A 19,209-nucleotide genomic window follows, 5' to 3' on the forward strand; every position below is an offset into this window, starting at 1 on the left:
TCGAGCCACGCTCGACTGCTTCTGGCGCGGACAAGAGAAAGCCGAGCATGGCTCGGCTCTACAGAAAGCAGAAGGGCCGCTTTCGCGGCCCTTCTTCAACGTCAACCGACCAACAGTCGGCTTTACTTCAGCTTCGCATCGGCGCGCAAGGCGGCAGCGCGGTCGGTCTTCTCCCAGGAGAAGGCCGTGGCGCTGACGGTCTCGCCTTCGCCGTTGAGGTAGCTGAACTCCTTCGGCTTGCGGCCGAAGTGGCCGTAGGCCGCGGTCTGCTGGTACATCGGGTGGATCAGGTCCAGCATCTTGATGATGCCGTACGGGCGCAGGTCGAAGTGCTTGCGGATCAGCTTCTCGATCTTGTCGTCGCTGATCTTGCCGGTGCCGAAGGTGGTGACCGAGATCGAGGTCGGCTCAGCCACGCCGATGGCGTAGGAAACCTGCACTTCGCAACGGTCGGCCAGGCCAGCGGCGACCACGTTCTTGGCGACGTAGCGGGCCGCGTAGGCCGCCGAACGGTCAACCTTGGACGGATCCTTGCCGGAGAACGCACCACCACCGTGACGGGCCCAGCCGCCGTAAGTGTCGACGATGATCTTGCGGCCGGTCAGGCCGCAGTCGCCCACCGGGCCGCCGATCTCGAACTTGCCGGTCGGGTTGATATGGAACTTGGTGCCCTTGTGCAGCCACTTGGCCGGCAGCACCGGCTTGATGATCTCTTCGCGGACGGCCTCGATGAGGTCCTTCTGCTTGATGCCCGGAGCGTGCTGGGTCGACAGCACCACCGCATCGATGGCCGAGACTTCGCCGTTTTCATAGCGCAGGGTGACCTGGCTCTTGGCGTCGGGGCGCAGCCACGACAGCGGCGAGTTGCGCTTCTTGCGGATCTTGGCCTGCTGCTCGACCAGGCGGTGCGACAGGTGGATCGCGGCCGGCATGTAGCTGTCGGTCTCGTTGGTGGCATAGCCGAACATCAGGCCCTGGTCGCCAGCGCCCATTTCTTCCGGCTTCTTGCGGTCCACGCCCTGGGCGATGTGCGGCGACTGCTTGCCGATCAGGTTCAGCACGCCGCAGGTGGCGCCGTCGAAGCCGACGTCGGAGCTGTCGTAGCCGATGTCCGTGATGACCTTGCGGGTCAACGCTTCCAGGTCGATCCAGGCGCTGGTGGTGATTTCACCGGCGACGATGGCGACACCGGTCTTGACCATGGTCTCGCAGGCCACGCGGGCGCGCTGGTCCTGGGTCAGGATCGCGTCCAGCACCGCATCGGAGATCTGGTCGGCAACCTTGTCCGGATGGCCTTCGGAGACCGACTCGGAGGTGAAGAGATAGCTGGACATCAGGCGTAATATCCCTTGATTCGGATGGAAAGATGGGCGCGCATGATACACGGGGTGCGCCGCCTGTGCATTGTGAACCGGTACCGGTTGCCGGTGGTTAAGCCCGCGTAGGCCCGGTAGGGGCCGTCCTGCCGGGATTGGGGCCCAGCCTTGAGGCCCAGTGTTCCACCAGCGTGACAACCAGCCAGGCTGCCGCGGTCCTCAACTGCGCGGGCGTCAGGGTCCCATGGCTGCCGGGCCGTCATCGTTCTGCCCCAAAACCGCCATCTTGCTGCCGCCTGCCGGGCGCAGGCTGTCGGCCAATCTGGCCGCCGGGCATGAGTGGAACCGCCATGCAGGAACTTGAACAGCGTCTCCAGCAACGCTTCCCCGATTGGTTCCATGGCCGCCGTGGCCAACTGGCACGGCCGCTGCTGCGCAGCGTCGGTCGTTGGTCGCGATTGGACCAGATCGACGCCTTCCTGCAGCGCAGTGCAGGTTTGCGCGGATTCGGCTTCGTCGCGGCCGGGCTGGAGTTCATTGACGGCCGGTACCAAGTGGACTCGGCCGCGCTGGCCAAGATTCCAGCCAGCGGTCGCCTGCTGATCGTTGCCAATCACCCTTCCGGGGCGCTGGATGCGCTGGCCCTGCTGGACGCCGTCGGCCGCATCCGACGCGATGTGCGGATCGTGGCCAACGACCTGTTGGGGGCGATCGCGCCACTGCAGGACCTGCTGCTGCCGGTGCGCATTCTCGGCGGCAAGGCCCAGCGTGGCAGCCTGCATGCCGTGGAGGAGGCGCTCGCGGCCGAGCAGTGCGTGATCGTGTTCCCGGCCGGTGAGGTCTCGCGGCTGTCGCTGCGCGGCATCCGCGACGGTCGCTGGCAGCGCGGCTTCGTGCGCTTCGCCCGTGCCGCCGGTGCACCGGTGCTGCCGGTGCGCGTGGAAGCACGCAATTCCGCGCTTTTCTACGGCGCCTCGACCCTGTTCAAGCCGGCCGGCACCGCGCTGCTGGCGCGCGAGATGTTCACCCGCCGTGGTCGCCCGTTGCGCTTGTGCATCGGTGAGCCGATGCAGCTGGGCAAGGGCGGCGATCCCGGTGCCCAGCTGCTGGCCGTGCGCCGCGCGCTGTATGCGCTCGGCCGCAATGGCGCGGCGGGTGATGCCACCGCCTTTGCAGGCCCCGAGCCGCTGGCGTCCCCTGTGCCGCCTTCGCAGGTCGCCGCCGGCATCGCCGCCGCCACCCAGCTCGGCCAGACCGCCGACGGCAAGCAGATCCTGCTGGCCACCTGCACCGCCGATTCGCCGCTGCTGCTGGAACTGGGCCGCCTGCGTGAACTGACCTTCCGCCAAGTGGGCGAGGGCACCGGCCGCAGCCGCGATCTGGACGACTTCGATCCGCAGTACGAGCACATCGTGATCTGGGACGCCGCCGCGCAGCGCATCGCCGGCGCCTACCGGATCATGCGCGGCGCCCAGGCACTGGCCCGGCACGGCCTGTCCGGGCTTTACAGCGCATCGTTGTTCCGCTATTCCGACGACGCCATCACCCACATCGCCGAAGGCCTGGAACTGGGCCGCAGCTTCGTGGTGCCCGACTACTGGGGCAGCCGCAGCCTGGACTACCTGTGGCAGGGCATCGGTGCCTACCTCCAGTGCCGGCCGGGCATCCGCTACCTGTTCGGTGCGGTGTCGATCAGCGCTGCGCTGCCGCGCGATGCACGCGAGCAGCTGGTGGCGTACTACCAGCGCTATTACGGCGGTACAGCCGGGCTGGCCGAATCGAACCGGCCGTTCAAGTACTTCGCCGCGCCGCCCAGTTTCGGCGAACTGGATGCGGGCGCCGCGTTCGACGTGCTGAAAGCCAACCTGGCTGCGCTCGGCACCGGCGTGCCGACGCTGTACCGCCAGTACATCGATCTGTGCGAACCCGGCGGTGCACGCTTCCTCGCCTTCGGTGTCGACCCGGACTTCAGCGATTCGATCGACGGCCTGATCGAGGTGGACCTGGGTGCGATCCGGCCGAACAAGCGAAAACGCTATCTGCGCGACGCGGGGACGCCGGCATGAGCACGCTGGCGAACCTGTCGCCGCACCGGCGCGCAGTGTTCGTCTCTGACGTGCACCTGGGCTCGCGCCACTGCCATGCCATCGAACTGGCACGGTTTCTCTCGCAGCTGCGCTGTGAACGGCTGTACCTGGTCGGCGACATCATCGACCTGTGGTGGATGGCGCATCGCCGCGCCAACTGGCGGCAGTCGCACAGCGAAGTCATCCAGGCCCTGCACACGCTGCGCCGTGCCGGCACCGAGATCATCTACATTCCGGGCAACCACGATGCCTCGCTGCGCCAGGTCTGCGGACTGATGCTGCCGGCGATGCAGGTGCGCCGTCGTGCCATCCACGTGACCGCCGACGGCCGCCGCCTGCTGGTCGCGCACGGCGACGACTACGACGGCGTGACCCACTTCGGTGGCCTGCAGGAAAGGTTCGGTGACTGGTTGTACTACCGCATCCTCACCGGCAACCAGGCATTGAACGCGGTGCGCCGCCAGCTCGGCATGCGCTACTGGTCGCTGTCGGAGTTCCTGAAGAAGCGCAGCGGTGCGGCCGAGCGTTACATCGGGCGCTTCGTGCAGGCCGGCCTGGATGACGTGCGCCGGCGCGGCCTGGACGGCATTGTCTGCGGGCATATCCACCGCGCCGCGCTGGTCGAACGTGATGGCCTGGTCTACGCCAACGATGGTGACTGGGTGGAAAGCCTGACCGCGCTGGTCGAAGACCACGACGGCGCGCTGCGCCTGCTGGACCACAACGGCCAGACGCTGGCGGAGCTGCCGGGCGCGCGCCTGTCGCAGGCGGCGTAACCCGCGTCTGTCCTGTTGTGGAGCCGAGCCCATGCTCGGCTGCTGTTACACGCAACGAAGAGCAGCCGAGCATGGGCTCGGCTCTACATGCACCGCCCGCAAGCCGCTAGCATCGGGCCATGGATTCCCTGACCCAGATCGTGCTCGGCGGCGCCGTCGCTGCTGCCATCGCTCCGCCCGGCCATCGCCGCGCGGCCCTGCTGGCCGGTGCCGCACTCGGTACCTTGCCGGACCTCGATGCGCTGTGGCTCGGCTTCAATGCCGCCGACCCGGTGGCCAACATGACCGAACACCGCAGCTTCAGCCATTCGCTGCTGGTGTTGCCCTGGTTGGCCGCAGTGATCTGGTGGTTGTTCAAGCGCTTCGGCAACGGCCGGGTCGCGCAGTCGCCGCTGCGCTGGTTCTGGGCGATCCAGCTGGCCCTGGTCACCCACCCGGTGCTGGATGCATTCACCGTCTACGGCACCCAGCTGTGGTGGCCGTTGCGGCCCCACCCGACCATGGGCTCCAGCGTGTTCATCATCGACCCTGCCTACACGGTGTGGCTGCTGCTGGGCTGCGTAGTGGCCTGGTTCGGTCGTGCGCGGCCGTGGGCGGGCAAAGCGCTGGGCGTTGCGCTGCTGCTCAGCAGCGGCTACCTGGGCTGGGGCCTGGTTGCCAAGGCGCAGGTCGACCGCGCCGCGCAACAGAGCCTGGCCGCGATGGGGCTGGGCGACGCCCCGCGCTTCTCGGTGCCGATGCCGTTCAACACGCTGCTGTGGCGGGTGGTGGCGATGACCCCGAACGGCTACGTGGTGGCCGACCGCTCGCTGGTGGCCGACCACGGCCCGATGCGGTTCGAAGGTCATCCGTCCAACGTGCAGGCACTGCGTGAGGCGCAGGCGATTCCGGCGGTGCAGCGCCTGCAGTGGTTCAACCGCGGCTTCATGCGCGCGCAGGTCGTGGACGGGCGCCTGGTGCTGAGTGATCTGCGCATGGGCCTGGAACCGGATTACACCTTCAACTTCGCCGTGGCCGAACAGGTGGACGGGCAGTGGCGGGCGGTCATGCCCGAGCAGCTGCGGGTGGACTACAGCAGCCCGGCTGCGCGCGCCGACGTCGGGCGCCGGCTTGCCGCGATGTGGCAGCGGATCTGGCATGCACCCGAACAGTAGATCCCCGCCACGCGTGGATGGCGCGGGCAACGGCCACGCAGGGCGTGGCTCTACTGCGGAGGGTTCAGCTTGATCGAACGGTTGAGCACCTGGCGCGGCACGTTCGCGATGTCGAAGCCAACGAAGGCCAGCAGGAACTGCAGCCCGGAGATCAGCGCGACCATCGCGATCATGATCGTGCCCACCGGCGTGGCCACATCGGCCTGCGCCGACCGCACCCAGTGATACAGCCCGAACAACCCGCCGAAGGCGAGCAGGCTGCTGCCGGCGATCAGTTCCAGCGAGGCGATGCTGAGATCACGCAGGAAATAGTTGTAGGCAATGCGCTTGAGCGTGTTGCGCAGGTGCTTGAAGGTGAACTCACCCAGGATGCGGCTGATCCGGAGGTTGCTGGTCTCGTCGCCGTAGTGCGCATCCATCGCCACATCCTGCACCACGGCGCGCACGGTGTTCAGGCGGAACAGCATGTCGGTCTCGAAGAAGTAGCGGTCGCTGACCGCATCGAGCTTGAGGTGGCTGGCGACCTTGGCATGGATGGCGGTGTAGCCGTTGGTCGGGTCGAACACTTGCCAGTACCCGGAGGAGGCCTTGGTCATGAAGGACAGCAGCAGGTTGCCCAGCCGTCGCACCGGGGGCATGCGGCGGATGTGGGTCAGGTTCCAGAAGCGGTTGCCCTTGGTGTAGTCGGCGTGGCCGTCGGCGATCGGCGCGACGAAGTCCATCAGCAGTGCCGGGTCCATCTGCCCATCGCCATCGACCTTGACCAGGATGTCCATGCCATCGGCGATCGCCGCGCGGTACCCGGTCTTGATGGCTCCGCCGACGCCGCGGTTGTGCGGATGGAACAGCACGGTGACACGCGGATCATTCGATTCGGCCTGGATCAGTCGGCCGCTGCCATCGGGGCAGGCGTCGTCCACGCAGTAGATCGCCGTCACCATCGGGTCGATCGCGGCCAGCACCGACAGTACCTGCCGGGTCACCCTGTAGCAGGGAATGACCACGGCGATCCGGGGTTCGGCGGGGACGGCCGGTGAGAGGGGCGAGATCGGCGTCATGGCGCAGGGTCTGCCAGCAGGGCGTTCGCCGGCACCTCGACCAGATCTCCCTGCAGCACCTGCGGCGCTTTGCCGTCGGCTGCGACGGTGATGTGGTGGTACCGGTTGAAAATGAAGTTGAACTGCTCGTCGGGCAAGGACGGGAAGTAGCGGCGGAAGTAGTCCAGCTGTGGCAGGTACAGCACGTGGTTCACGGCGGGAATGCCAACGCCGGGGAGCAGGCCGCCGAATCCTCCCGGGGCGACCAGCACGCCTTCACTGGTGGTGCGTGCCCCGCGCGTCTGCATCGCCTGCAGCACGGCGGCGCGGTCCATCGCGAAGATCGGGCCGGCCGGCTGTACCGGATTGAACAGGCCGTTGCCCAGCAGGTTGGCCAGCGCGGCCGTGGCCAGCACCAGGCTGGCGGCGTGCACCGGCAGGCGCGGGCGCCGCGCGGTGACGGCGAGTGCGGCCAGGCATAGGTAGGGGATGGCATCGGCGGCACTGTGCAGGCGGCTGAACTGGCCTTCGCCGAACAGGAACTTGGCCAGGCTGCCCGTGACCAGCAGCGCGGCCAGCAACAGCAGCCGCCACCGCTGCAGGCGGACGCCACACTGCACCAGGATCATCGCGCACCCGATGTTGAGCAGCAGGCCGAAGGCGAGCAGTGCCCGTGCGGGCGGCACCATCGACAGGCCGGTGAGCTGGCCGACCACGACCGGCACGGGCAGGAAGATCCAGCAGGCGATCAACAGCAGGCCAGCGGCCAGGATCAGCAGCGAGCTGCGGTGGCTGCGGGTCCATCCGCGCAGGCGAGCGCCATCGGCCAGCACCAGGGTGAACAGCGGCAGCAGGCTGCCGAGCACGGCGATCTCGCAGTCGTTGGAAGCCTTGAACATCGGCAGCGGCGCGAACCGGTAGGTCATCAGATTCGGGAAGGCATGCGCGAGCAGCGAGATCAGCCCGACTCCGCCTCCAGCGCTCTGGCGCTGGCCCGGGTACACGGTGTTGCGCACGATCGGGATGATGTCGTGGAAGTAACCGACGAACATCGCCAGCGCGATCGCGCCGGCGACGGCAGCATCGACAAGGCGTGCGAGGCTGATGGCATCGCGGCGGAACGCCAGCACCAGCACCGCCAGCACAAGCACCGAGGAGATGATGAAGGGCGGGTAGGACACCGCGAGCAGCCACGCGGTCAATGCATAGGCACTGACCGCGATGCGCAGCCAGCGACGGCGGATGCCCAGCCAGGCCACGGCCGCCCAGGGCGCCAGGGCGAAGGCGCCGGCATTGCTGGTCCACCAGACCTGCACGAATGGGGCGAACAACAGCGTGGCCGAAACCAGCACTGCAGCCACTACCGGCATCCGCAGCTGGCGCAGGAACAGGGCCCAGCCGCACAGGAAGGCCATGGCCATGAACAGGAAGAAGAACGAGTAGGCGTTCGCCGCGGGCAGCACGAAGAAGGCCCAGTGGTAGGGCTTGAACAGCAGCCCCCAGTCACGCAGCGGCAACGCCTGGAAGGTACGCAGCGCTTCGTGGTAGGCCGAATGCGCATTGACCTGGCCGAAGTCGTTGTTGACCGCGATCTGGATGTACGGCGTGAACACCATCCATTCGTCGGTGCGGATGTAACGGGCGCTACCGAGCAGCGGTTGCTGAGGCGCCAGGCCCAAGTACTCGTAGGCCAGCGAGTAGGACGAAGGCGTCAGTGCAAACCCGACATAGAGGACGCACAGCAGCGCGACGATCGCGACAAGCAGGCGCGCCTGGCCACGGCCAAGTCCGCCCGGTTGGTCCGGAGTGTGGGCAGGGAAAGGCATTCGGCCGCTATCACTCATCTTGCGCTCGCAGGTCAGGTCCATCCGTGCGCACAGGCCCACGTGCCGATGCGCAGCTGCCGCTCGGAGTGAGGTCCCGGTATGCGCCGTTCCAGGACCGGGACGGCCAGATTCTAGCGGGTTGCCCGGGTTGATGCCGGGTTGCCCGACCTCAGTACACGGTCGCGCGACCCTGCACGAACGAGTAGAAGAACACCGCGTTGGGATCGTTCTGCACCAGGCGGAACTCACGGCGCATTCCTTCCACGGTGTCCTCGTCCACCGTGCCGGCCTGCAGCAGCTGATCGGCCGCCGACAGCAGCAGCTGTTCCCAGAACGCGATCATGGTCTTGCGTCGCGCCGGTTCGCGGTTGTCCAGATGGATCGTCTTGATCTCGGTATGCACGTCGCGGAAGCCACCGGCCAGCAGCAGGTTGCCCAGCTTGGCGCCCACGAACGGGTCGCCGCCATGGTCGTACTGGAAGTCGTTGAAGGCCATCCAGTAGCGCCAGATATGCGGCGAGTACGGATCAAGCAGGAACGAGGCATTCATCACCTCGGTGATGTACACCGGCGACCCCGGGGCCAGCACGCGGCGTACTTCGCTGAGCACGCGTGCCGGCGACGGGACGTGTTCCAGCACCCAGCACAGGAACGCCGCGTCGAAGCTGCGTGCCTCGAACGGCAGTTCACCGGCGTCGGCCTGCTGCAGGGTGTAGCGGTCACTGCACCACGGCGTACGCGCCAGGTTTTCGCGTGCAGTGGCCAGCTGGGTCTCGCTCAGGTCCACGCCGGTCACGTGCAGCTCGGGGAAGCGGCGCAGCAGGATCTCGGTCTGCGCACCGACACCACTGCCCACTTCCAGCAGCCGGCGCGCGCCGCTGTAGTCGATCTGGCCGAAGATGGTCGATTCCAGAAGCCGGGCCTGGGTCATCAGGCGCTGCTGTTCGGTGCCGGAGAAGCCGTGCAGGTAGGTCGGGGAAAAGATCGGCGGGGTCATGGGGGCGGACTCTGGGGCGTTGAGCGTGATCGAGGAAATAGCGCTACGAAGCTGGGCGGTCGAGCACGCTCGAGGCGGTGATGGGTTCGGTCAGGCCGCCGAAGACAGCGCTGGTTCGCCGGCGATCAAGCGATCGAAATACTCGGTGGTCAGCGCAATCTGGCTTTGCGGGTCCTCGGCGCGGTTGACCACGGCACGGAAGGCGGCGTTTTCCGGCCGGTCCTTGGCGTACCAGCCCAGGTGCTTGCGCGCGATGCGCACGCCCTGCGGCTCGCCGTAGAACGCGTGCAGCGCATGCAGGTGGCCGAGCAGGATGTCGCGCACTTCGGCCAGCGACGGTGGCGGCAGTTCCTCGCCGGTGGCCAGGTAGTGCGCTACCTCGCGGAAGATCCACGGCCGGCCTTGCGCCGAGCGGCCGATCATCACCGCGTCCACGCTGGTCTGCTTCAGCACGAAGGCGGCTTTCTGCGGCGAGTCGATGTCGCCGTTGGCGATCACCGGTATGCGCAGCGCGGCCTTGATCTCGCCGATCGTGGCGTACTCGGCCTGGCCGGTGTAGTGCTGGTCGCGGGTACGGCCATGCACGGCCAGCGCGGCAATGCCGCTGTCTTCGGCAATGCGGGCAATGACCGGGCCATTGCGGTGGTCGCAGTCCCAGCCGGTTCGGATCTTCAGGGTGACCGGCACGTCCACCGCGTTGACCACCGCCGCCAGGATGCGCGACACCAGCTGCTCGTCGCGCATCAGTGCCGAGCCGGCCCAGGCGTTGCACACCTTCTTGGCCGGGCAGCCCATGTTGATATCGATGATCTGGGCGCCGTGGTCGACGTTGTAGCGCGCCGCCTCGGCCAGCTGCTGCGGCTCGGTGCCGGCGATCTGCACGCTGATCGGCGCTGGCTCGCCGGCATGGTCCATGCGGTGGATCGACTTGCGCGTGTTCCAGAAGCGCGGGTCGCTGATGGTCATTTCCGAGGCGGCCAGGCCCGCGCCCAGCCGTTTGCACAGCAGGCGGAAGGGCTTGTCGGTGACGCCTGCCATGGGCGCCAGCACGACGTTGGGGGCAATGGTGTAAGGGCCGATCTGCATGCCCCCATTGTAGAGCGCGGGCGTTGACACGGTGGTGTCGGCGGCCCCCGGGTTCAGGCCGATCGGCTCCGATCTCATGCCGTACCGGCATCAGCAGATGCTTGAAGGTTGCTTCCGCCGCCCCCAAAGGCGGGCCATGGTGGCCGGCTGGCTGGGACGATAACGCGGATCCACGCCCTGCCTGGATGGAAGATCCACGAAAAAGCCCGGGCATCTGCATGCCCGGGCCTCTTCATCCACATGGCGTGGATTTACTTTGCTTCGGAATCGGCCGGGGTGAAGCGCGGCATGGCTGCAGCGGCGCCCTCCCTCTCGGTCGAGCGACCGGCGAACTGGTTGGCGAAGCGCACGTGGCGGGCGAACGGGGCTTCGGCCACCTGCGCCAGCGACGCGGCCAGCGCACCGTTGAAGGCGTCACCGGCACCGGTGGTGTCGATGGCCTGCACCTGCTCGGCACCCACGCGGTAGTACGGCTGGGTATCGCCGCGCAGGTTCTCGTCGGCATGCGAGACGAACACGCCCACCGAGCCCAGGGTCACCACCACCGTGCCGTTGCCGACCAGCTTGCGGCACAGCGCGTGCAGGCTGGCGCCATCCAGCGCGGCCACGTCGTTGGCATCCACGCGCTCACCCACGTGACGGCCGAGCAGGGCGGCGAACTCGGTCTCGTTCGGGGTGATCACGTCGGCCAGCTTGAGCAGGCCGATGGTCGAGGGCGCGTCGGCCGGTGCGGTGTTGAGCACGGTGGTGACGCCGGCCTCGCGGGCCGTGGCCAGTGCCGCTTCAATGGTCTGCACCGGCGATTCCAGCTGCACCAGCACCACCTTGGCGGCGGTCAGCAGGGTTTTCTGCTGCTCCAGGAAGTCGGTGCTGAGCGCGGCGTTGGCGCCTGGGCCGATCACGATGGTGTTGCGACCGCGCGCGTCCACATAGATGCCGGCGGTGCCGGTCGGTTCGCTGCTGGCCTCGGCGATGAGTGCAAATCCATCCTGCGCCGCCAGTTCGCGCGCGGTGGCGCCACCCGCGTCATCGCCCAGCGCGCACACGAAGTGCGTCCCGGCGCCGGCGCGGCAGGCGGCGACGGCTTGGTTGAAGCCCTTGCCACCCGGGCCGGTGCTGTAGCGGCCGGCAATGGTCGCACCCGGTGCCGGCAGCGACTCGCACCGCCACACGTGATCGACATTGAAGGAACCGACGACAACGACACTGCTGCTCATAGGAAATCTTTTCTCAACCAAGGGTTCAACTGAAGTGCGTCAGCACGCCGGCGATGGTTGCCGTCATGAAGGTGGCAATGGTACCGCCCAGCACCGCGCGCAGGCCGAACTTGGCCAGGTCGTGGCGACGTTCCGGGGCCAGGCCACCGATGCCGCCGATCTGGATCGCGATCGAGCTGAAGTTGGCAAAGCCGCACAGCGCATAGGTCGCAATCAGGCGGCCTTCATCGGACAGGGTCACGCCGGCGACCTGGCCGTTCACGATCTGCGACAGCTCGGTGTAGGCCACGAACTCGTTGATCACGACCTTCTGGCCGATCAGCGAGCCGACGGTGGTGGCATCGGCCCATGGGGTGCCGATCACCCAGGCGATCGGGGCCAGCACGTAACCGAAGATGGTCGACAGGTTGGTCGGCTTGCCGATCATCGCGGCCAGGCCGGTGACATCACCGATCCAGGTCAGCGGGGCGTTCAGCAGCGCAATCAGGGCGATGAAGGCCAGCAGCATGGCGCCGATGTTCAGCGCCAGCTTCAGGCCATCACCGGCGCCGGCCGCCGCCGCGTCGATGATGTTGCTGGAGGTCTTCTCCACTTCCATCTTCACCGTGCCGCGGGTCAGCGGGGTGCCGGTTTCCGGAATCAGCAGCTTGGCCACGACCAGGGTGGCCGGCGCCGCCATGATGCTGGCTGCCAGCAGGTGCTTGGCGTAGAACGCCTGCTGCACCGGGTCGCCGCCGCCGAGCATGCCCACGTAGGCCGCCAGCACGCCGCCAGCGATGTGCGCCATGCCGCCGATCATCATGGTCAGCAGCTCGGACTGGGTCATCCTGGCGATGTACGGGCGCACCGTAAGCGGCGCTTCGGTCTGGCCGATGAAGACGCTGGCGCAGACGCTGGTGGTCTCCGCGCCGGACACGCGCATCACCTTGGTGATCGCCCACGCCATCACGCGCACGATCGCCTGCATGATGTTCAGGTGGTACATCACGCCCATCAGCGCCGAGAAGAAGATGATGGTCGGCAGCACCTGGAAGGCAAAGATGAAGCCGTAGTTCTTGGTGTCCATCAACGAGCCGAAGATGAAGCCCGACCCCTCGTTGACGAAGCTCAGCACCTTGACGAAGCCGTGGCCCAGCGCGTCGAACACGTCGCGGCCGCCCGGCACCAGGATCACCAGCGCCGCAAAGGCGATCTGCAGGGTGATACCGGTGGCAACCAGCTTCCAGTCAACCGCACGCTTGTTATTGGAAAACAACCAGGTGATGCCGATCAGCACCGCCAACCCGAACAGGCCGAAGCCGATCCTGCCCAAACCTTCGACCATGTGAGTGACTCCCCTGGGGCGTCGCGAAAAACGGGAAGCCTAGTGCAGGGCCGGGGCCGGGGCAAGGAAAAGCAGCGTGCACGCCCCCATCGGTACCGATCAGGCCAGCAACGGCAAGGGCTTGCGGCTGGCGGCGGCAGGTAGAATGGGGCTCGATCCCGGCCCGGATGCGGGCCCGCAGCAGGAGATTTGCATGCACTACCGTCGCCTGGGCTCCACCGGCCTGCCGATTTCCGCCCTGTCCTTCGGCGCCTGGGTGACCTTCGGTGACCAGATCCCGCGCGACGAGGCCCGCAACCTCGTGGCCGCCGCCTGGGATCATGGCGTCAATTTCTTCGACAATGCCGAGGGCTACGCCAACGGCCGCGCCGAACAGGTGATGGGCGACGTGATCAGCGACCTGCGCCTGCCACGCGACGGCTTCTGCGTGTCCAGCAAGGTGTTCTTCGGCAGTGCCAAGGACCCGCGGCCGACCCAGCGCGGCCTGTCGCGCAAGCATGTGACCGACGCCTGCCATGCGGCGCTCAAGCGCCTGCGCGTGGACTACTTGGACCTTTACTACTGCCACCGCCCGGATCCGGACGCGCCGATCGTGGAGACGGTGCATGCCATGGATACCCTGGTCCGGCAGGGCAAAGTGCTGTACTGGGGCACTTCCGAGTGGTCGGCCGCGCAGATCGAGGAGGCCGTGGACATTGCCGCGCGCCACAACTGGCAGGGGCCCTCGATGGAGCAACCGCAGTACAACCTGCTGCACCGCGAGCGGGTCGAGGTCGAGTACGCGCCGCTGTACGCGCACGCCGGACTGGGCACCACCATCTTCTCGCCGCTGGCCTCGGGCCTGCTCAGTGGCAAGTACGACCAGGGCATCCCGGCCGATGCACGGCTGGGGCGCGAGGGCATGAGGTGGCTGCAGGATCTGGTGCTGGGCCAGAACGCGGCCGTGCGTCTGGACCAGGTGCGGCGCTTCAGTGAGGTGGCACGCGCGCTTGGCCACCCTCCGGCCACCCTGGCCATCGCCTGGTGCCTGCGCAACCCGAATGTTTCCAGCGTGATCCTCGGCGCAAGCCGGGTCAGCCAGCTGCTGCAGAACCTGCAGGCGCTAGAGGTGCTGGAGCAGGTCGACGCGGACGGTTGGGCCCAGGTCGAAGCCGTCTTCGCCTGAACCCCGGGGCCGACGGGGCCTGGAGGGGGCCTCGATCAGGCCGGCCCGGGCTCGCGCCTCGGTAGGGTCGACTGTTGGTCGACTGCTTCAAGCAGCCGCAGTCGAACAGGCGACTCTGCACACCGGCGTCGTCATTCGATCGATGTCATCTATCGAATTTAAGAATCCGATCATTAATCTCATCAATGAAAGTGAGAATGGTTGTTGATTGTCAACTGAGAATCATTATCATTTAACTCGTCCCTCGCACGAGTCCAGATGCTCATGAATGCTCAACCTGTACTGCTGCGCCCCGAAACGCTGACCCTCCGTGATCGTCCGGTCCGTGTCGTTCCGCCGGAAGAGGTCATCGACAGCGAAGCCCTGCTCAAGGGCCGTCGTGAAATCCTGATCCAGCACGGCGACCGCTTCTATCGCCTGCGGCACACCAGCAACGACAAGCTGATCCTGACCAAGTAATCGCGGTCTGGTCGCCCGCCTCCCTCCCTCCTGCCGGCAGCGCCGACAGGGTAGGCGGCCGGTCCGCTCCCGCTCTCTCCCCCTCGGTCTACTGTGTGCACCTTCCGGGTGTGCCGGTAACCGGGGGTTCCCCTGCCTGACCGAACGAACCCGATGACCCGCCATACCGCCCTTTGCCTTGCTGTCTGGATGGCGCTGCCGCTGTCCGCCCACGCCACCACCGCCACCAGCGCCGCGCCGGATGCGCGTGAATTCGATCGCGTGCAGGTCACCGCCACGCGCACCGAACGTGCGGTCAGCGACGTTGCCGCGACGGTCGATGTGATCGATCGCGAGCAGATGGATCGCCATCTGGTGCAGGACATCAAGGACCTGCTGCGCTATGAGCCGGGCCTGTCGGTCAACCGCAGCGCTGCGCGTTTCGGCCTGGGCAGCATCCGCATCCGTGGCTTGGACGGCAACCGCGTGCGCGTGCAGACCGACGGCATCGCGATGCCGACCAGCTTCAACATCGGCTCGTTCTCCAATGCCAACCGCAACTTCACCGACCTGGACACGCTCAAGCGCGTGGAGATCGTGCGCGGTCCGGCCAGCTCGCTGTACGGCTCGGACGCACTCGGTGGCGTCGTGGCCTTCGTCACCAAGGACCCGGCCGATTACCTGAAGGGCGGCAAGGACAGCTACGTCGGCCTGAAGTTCGGCTACGACGGCCAATGGAAGGGCCTGCTCGGCGGTGTCACCACCGCGTTCGGTGGCGACCACTGGAGCGGCATGGCCAACATCAACCATCGCCAGGGCCAGGAAACCGACAACAAGGGTGACGTGCGCAGCAACGACAATACCCGCACCGCCGCCAACCCACAGGACCGCGACGGTCGCAGCGGCCTGGCCAAGCTGGTTTACGCACCGAGCGAGGACCAGCGTTTCCGCCTGACCATGGAAGGCAACGAAGACAAGACCGAGACCAACGTGCTGTCTTCGATCGACCGCACCACCACCACCGGCATGAAGGCGCGCGACAAGCAGAACCGCACCCGCGTGTCGTTCGCGCATGAAATGGATGCGCTGGACAAGGCTTTCGCCGACAGCCTGCACTGGCAGGTCTACACCCAGCACAGCGAGACCACCCAGGTCACCGACGAGGACCGCGCCAACCGCAGCCGTCGCCACCGCGAGTTCAATTTCGACCAGCGCGTGTACGGACTGCAGGCCCAGTTCAACAAGGCCTTCAGCACCGGCAGCGTCGAGCACGCGTTGACCTATGGCTTCGAAGGCGCACGCACCGAGATCCGCCAGAAGCGCGATGGTTTCCAGGTGCTGGCCAACGGCCAGACCAGTACCACCATCCTGCCCGACGCCTTCCCGGTCCGCGATTTCCCGATCAGCAAGACCACCGAGCTGGGCCTGTACGTACAGGACGAAATGCGCATGGCCGGCGGCAAGCTGTCGCTGGTGCCGGGTGCGCGCGTGGACCGCTACGAGCTGAAGCCGGAAGTGGACAGCATCTTCGCCGAGGACAATCCCGGTGTGCCGGTGGCCAAGCTGACCAAGACCAGCGTCTCGCCGAAGCTGGGCATGGTCTATCGCTTCACCGACGAATGGTCGCTGTTTGCCGGTTACTCGCACGGGTTCCGCTCGCCGCCGTACAACGACGTCAACCTCGGCTTCACCAACTTCGCCTTCGGCTACACCGCCATTCCCAATCCGGACCTGAAGCCGGAAACCAGTGATGGCATGGAACTGGGCCTGCGCTTCCTGTCACCGGCTGCCTACGTCAGCGTCAGCGGCTACTACAACGAGTACAAGGACTTCATCGAGTCGCAGTCGCTGGTCGGCACCAACGCGCAGGGCCTGATGGTATTCCAGTCGCGCAACATCGCCGACGCCCGCATCTACGGTGCCGAACTGAAGGCCGGCGTCGACTTCGGCCAGATCAGCCCGAGCCTGCAGGGCTGGGCACTGCGCAGTGCGGTGGCGTGGTCGCGTGGCGACAACAAGACCGAGGATACGCCGCTGGATTCGGTCGATCCGCTGCGTGGCACCGTGGGCCTGATGTACGACACCGATACCTGGGGTGTTGAACTGGCCGGCACCTTCGTCAAGCGCAAGGACCGCGTGGCCTCGGCCACGGTGTACCGCCCGGCCGGCTACGGTGTGGCCGACCTGATGGCGCACTGGAACTTCGCCCCGGGTGCCACCTTCAATGTCGGCGTGTTCAACCTGGGCGACAAGCGCTACATCGACTGGTCCAACGTCGGCTCGACGCTGTCGCCGGCCAGTCGCGTGCTGGACCGCTATACCAGCCCTGGCCGCACCCTGTCGGCCAGCCTTGCCGTGTCCTGGTGACCTCATGAGCCGAGCCTTGTCCGCACGCAGGAATGACTCCATCGCCGCGCCACACCGCGCGGCGTGGCCGACCCCGGCACAGCTGGCTGCGCTCGGCACCGTGTTGTGCCTGTACCGCGCCGACGGCAACGAACTCGGTGGCTGGCGCCAGGCGGTAAGCGTGCACGCCTGCCAGGGCGTGGACAGCGAAGGCCTGCGCGAAAGCCTGTGTTTCCTCGATGCCCGCGGCCGCTGCGTATGGCGGCTGTACCTGCTGCCGGACAGTGATTTCCTGGCCTGGGACCGGCTGGTGGCTGCGTTGCCGTCGGCGCGGCCGCGCGATGCCGATGGCAGCGTCGGCGAGCGGCTGTGGCGACGTCTGGCCGGCCACCTCGGTGGCCAACGCTGGCGGCTGTGCGCACTGCGCCTGCATTCCGCTGACGATGGCCGCACCCTCGCCGCGAGCCTGTCGACGTTGTCCTCGCTGGGCGCGGCCACCGCGCGTCGCATCGCACGGTTGGAAGGTGCCGAAGGCGAGCTGGCGATCGACGATTGCTGCTGCGCCGACGCTGCACGCCGGCCGACACCGCGGGTTCCCGGCGACCTGCCGCTGATCCGCCTGTGATCCTTTCCTGATGGAACGCCCGGCGGCCATGGACGGCCTTTCAACGAACCTGCAACCCCGAAGGAAGACCCCGATGAAGCTTCAGACAGCCAGCGCGATGCTGCTGCTCGCCGCCAGCGGCGCGGCCAGCGCGCAGCCCTCCGATATCGCCCGTGACCACGGCAGCATCCTTGCCATGCAGGGCGAGTACACCGTCGATTTCGCGTTCGACGAGACCGTACTGCTGAAGCCCGGCTACGAGCGTGCGCCGGCGATGCGCAGCGGCGGCAACGAAGTGGTCATCGTGGTCGAGGACACCCCGAAGCGCATCGTGCTGCAACACCTGCTGCTGGACGAAAAGAGCGGGCACATCACCAAGCACTGGCGCCAGGACTGGGTCTACGAAGCGCCCAGCCGCTTCGAGTTCAGTGCCGACCAGACCTGGCAGGTGCGCAGCATTCCGGCGGCGGTGAACCAGGGCGCATGGACCCAGTGCGTCTACGAAGTGAGCGACGCACCGCGCTACTGCGGCACCGGCACATGGACCTACACCAACAACGTGCCGAGCTGGACCAGCGACCTGAGCTGGCGCCCGCTGCCGCGCCGTGAGTACACCAAGCGCAGCGACTACAACGCGCTGGCCGTGGTCAACCGCCACACCCTGACCCCGAACGGCTGGACCCACGAGCAGTTCAACACCAAGGTGCAGCGCAATGCCGACGGCAGCCAGGTGGAGATCGCGCGCGAATTCGGCTTCAACGACTACGTGAAGACCACCGAGATCGACTTTGCTCCGGCCCGCGACTACTGGAAGGCCACTGCCGGTTACTGGGCCAAGGTGCGCCAGCGCTGGGACGGGTTCCTGACCCAGGCCCCGGGGGTGCATCTGAAGACCAAGATCGACGGCATGGCGATGATCATTCCGCTGTTCACCCAGGCCGAAGAGATCCAGTCCGGCAAGAAGGTGAAGGACAAGCAGATCGACGAAGTGTTCGCCAAGTACGTGGAAAAGGCGCCGAACTGAGGCCGCGTGTGGAGTCGAGCTGTGCTCGACTCCACAACCGCATCCACTCATGGCGTGGCTCTGCCGGGCCGTTCATGTGCTCTTGGTAGGTGCCGAGCTTGCTCGGCACGCTTTCGGTGGTGACGCGATGCGGTGTCTGCGCGCGTCGCCGGACGGATTGGTGCCTTGTGCGCATAAACATGACGCATTTCGCTGGATTTTGTCCGAGTCCGCTTTCCGGCTTCTGCGCATGGGGTAGGGTGGCCGCCCACGCAGTCATTGAACATCGCCGCAGATGAAGCTTTCCGCCTTGTGCAGTCAAATGTTGTCCGGCGAAGCCTGCGATGATATCGACAGCTTCTTTCTCGAAATCGATGACTTCGAGGAAGCCGCACTTGTTTCGCGAACCCAGCGGATAGACGGGCTGCTCGCGCGTCTTGGGCCTCGATGGACATCGGCTTATCTGTTCAGTCTCTGCATGCATGTTCTGGCGACCGTTCGTATTGCCGGCAGCGCGCGCGATCCAGCCGGAGCGAAGATGTTTCTGGCATTGAGCTTCACCGATTTCGAGCTGTATGCGGAAGAGGGCGTGCTGCTCCCCAACGTTTTCTACTATCCAGGTACGGAGGGGATCGCATTTGGAGCCCGGCGCTGGCACGAAAGCGGCAGCAACACCTCGACGGAAATCGACACCGTGCGCTCCGTTGTCGAAGATGCTGGCCTGCTCGCGGGTTTTCGCTTCTGCGAAAGCCGCACCGATGGCCCTCCCGGTTACGAAGTTGTTCGTGTCTTTGCGATTCCAATGCATGGAAACGAGGCTTGATGATGGTTGT

Annotated in this window: 16 protein-coding genes; 9 read left to right on the forward strand and 7 right to left on the reverse strand. The window is 66.6% G+C overall.

The features are described from left to right. Positions 1-122 precede the first annotated feature (122 nt). Positions 123-1,334, reverse strand: a complete 1,212-nt coding sequence (metK, locus tag QZ853_RS19270; RefSeq protein ID WP_295578244.1) for a methionine adenosyltransferase — start codon at positions 1,332-1,334, stop codon at positions 123-125. Positions 1,335-1,666: 332 nt separating this feature from the next. Here metK and QZ853_RS19275 point away from each other — a divergent pair, with 332 nt between their 5' ends. From QZ853_RS19275 to QZ853_RS19285, 3 genes are all read left to right on the forward strand, one after another. Then, positions 1,667-3,382 carry a lysophospholipid acyltransferase family protein gene (locus tag QZ853_RS19275; protein WP_295578247.1) on the forward strand — a complete coding sequence of 572 codons (1,716 nt, stop codon included), beginning with the start codon at positions 1,667-1,669 and terminating at the stop codon, positions 3,380-3,382. Next, a complete protein-coding gene (locus tag QZ853_RS19280) occupies positions 3,379-4,179 on the forward strand; it encodes a UDP-2,3-diacylglucosamine diphosphatase (protein WP_295578249.1) in 801 nt (266 codons plus the stop codon). The genes QZ853_RS19275 and QZ853_RS19280 overlap by 4 nt, the downstream gene beginning before the upstream one ends. A 119-nt stretch (positions 4,180-4,298) precedes the next feature. Next, the gene (locus QZ853_RS19285; RefSeq protein ID WP_295578252.1) at positions 4,299-5,333 is read left to right on the forward strand and encodes a metal-dependent hydrolase; all 1,035 of its coding nucleotides are present in this window, start codon (positions 4,299-4,301) and stop codon (positions 5,331-5,333) included. 50 nt (positions 5,334-5,383) lie between these two features. On the opposite strand, the gene QZ853_RS19290 is transcribed toward QZ853_RS19285, so the two are convergent. The 6 genes from QZ853_RS19290 to QZ853_RS19315 form a co-directional block, all read right to left on the reverse strand. Next, positions 5,384-6,391, reverse strand: a complete 1,008-nt coding sequence (locus QZ853_RS19290; protein ID WP_295578255.1) for a glycosyltransferase family 2 protein — start codon at positions 6,389-6,391, stop codon at positions 5,384-5,386. Next, positions 6,388-8,196, reverse strand: coding sequence for a hypothetical protein (locus tag QZ853_RS19295; protein ID WP_295578258.1), 1,809 nt, complete (start codon positions 8,194-8,196; stop codon positions 6,388-6,390). Before QZ853_RS19295 ends, QZ853_RS19290 begins: the two co-directional genes overlap by 4 nt. Positions 8,197-8,365: 169 nt before the next feature. Then, complete coding sequence (locus QZ853_RS19300; protein WP_295578261.1) at positions 8,366-9,193, reverse strand: class I SAM-dependent methyltransferase; 828 nt, start codon at positions 9,191-9,193, stop codon at positions 8,366-8,368. Between the two features lie 90 nt (positions 9,194-9,283). Further along, positions 9,284-10,279, reverse strand: coding sequence for a tRNA dihydrouridine synthase DusB (gene dusB / locus QZ853_RS19305; protein WP_295578263.1), 996 nt, complete (start codon positions 10,277-10,279; stop codon positions 9,284-9,286). Between the two features lie 251 nt (positions 10,280-10,530). Then, positions 10,531-11,496: a ribokinase gene (locus QZ853_RS19310; protein WP_295578273.1), complete on the reverse strand. Its 966-nt coding sequence runs from the start codon at positions 11,494-11,496 to the stop codon at positions 10,531-10,533. Positions 11,497-11,521: 25 nt separating this feature from the next. Further along, positions 11,522-12,820: a nucleoside transporter C-terminal domain-containing protein gene (locus QZ853_RS19315; RefSeq protein WP_295578303.1), complete on the reverse strand. Its 1,299-nt coding sequence runs from the start codon at positions 12,818-12,820 to the stop codon at positions 11,522-11,524. A gap of 193 nt (positions 12,821-13,013) precedes the next feature. Here QZ853_RS19315 and QZ853_RS19320 point away from each other — a divergent pair, with 193 nt between their 5' ends. The 6 genes from QZ853_RS19320 to QZ853_RS19345 all read left to right on the forward strand — a co-directional run bounded on the left by QZ853_RS19320 (position 13,014) and on the right by QZ853_RS19345 (position 19,199). Then, positions 13,014-13,985 carry an aldo/keto reductase gene (locus QZ853_RS19320; protein ID WP_295578313.1) on the forward strand — a complete coding sequence of 324 codons (972 nt, stop codon included), beginning with the start codon at positions 13,014-13,016 and terminating at the stop codon, positions 13,983-13,985. 264 nt (positions 13,986-14,249) lie between these two features. Then, positions 14,250-14,444: a hemin uptake protein HemP gene (locus QZ853_RS19325; protein ID WP_005412278.1), complete on the forward strand. Its 195-nt coding sequence runs from the start codon at positions 14,250-14,252 to the stop codon at positions 14,442-14,444. Between the two features lie 189 nt (positions 14,445-14,633). Continuing rightward, a complete protein-coding gene (locus tag QZ853_RS19330) occupies positions 14,634-16,790 on the forward strand; it encodes a TonB-dependent hemoglobin/transferrin/lactoferrin family receptor (RefSeq protein WP_295579020.1) in 2,157 nt (718 codons plus the stop codon). Between the two features lie 4 nt (positions 16,791-16,794). Next, the gene (locus tag QZ853_RS19335) at positions 16,795-17,394 is read left to right on the forward strand and encodes a Hemin transport protein (protein WP_295578316.1); all 600 of its coding nucleotides are present in this window, start codon (positions 16,795-16,797) and stop codon (positions 17,392-17,394) included. A gap of 73 nt (positions 17,395-17,467) precedes the next feature. Further along, a complete protein-coding gene (locus tag QZ853_RS19340; protein WP_295578319.1) occupies positions 17,468-18,397 on the forward strand; it encodes a DUF6607 family protein in 930 nt (309 codons plus the stop codon). Positions 18,398-18,671: 274 nt separating this feature from the next. Next, on the forward strand, positions 18,672-19,199 hold the full coding sequence (locus QZ853_RS19345) for a hypothetical protein (protein ID WP_295578325.1): 528 nt from the start codon (positions 18,672-18,674) through the stop codon (positions 19,197-19,199). Positions 19,200-19,209: the final 10 nt, after the last annotated feature.

It is taken from the genome of uncultured Stenotrophomonas sp., from assembly GCF_913778665.1.
Taxonomy (GTDB): Bacteria; Pseudomonadota; Gammaproteobacteria; order Xanthomonadales; family Xanthomonadaceae; genus Stenotrophomonas.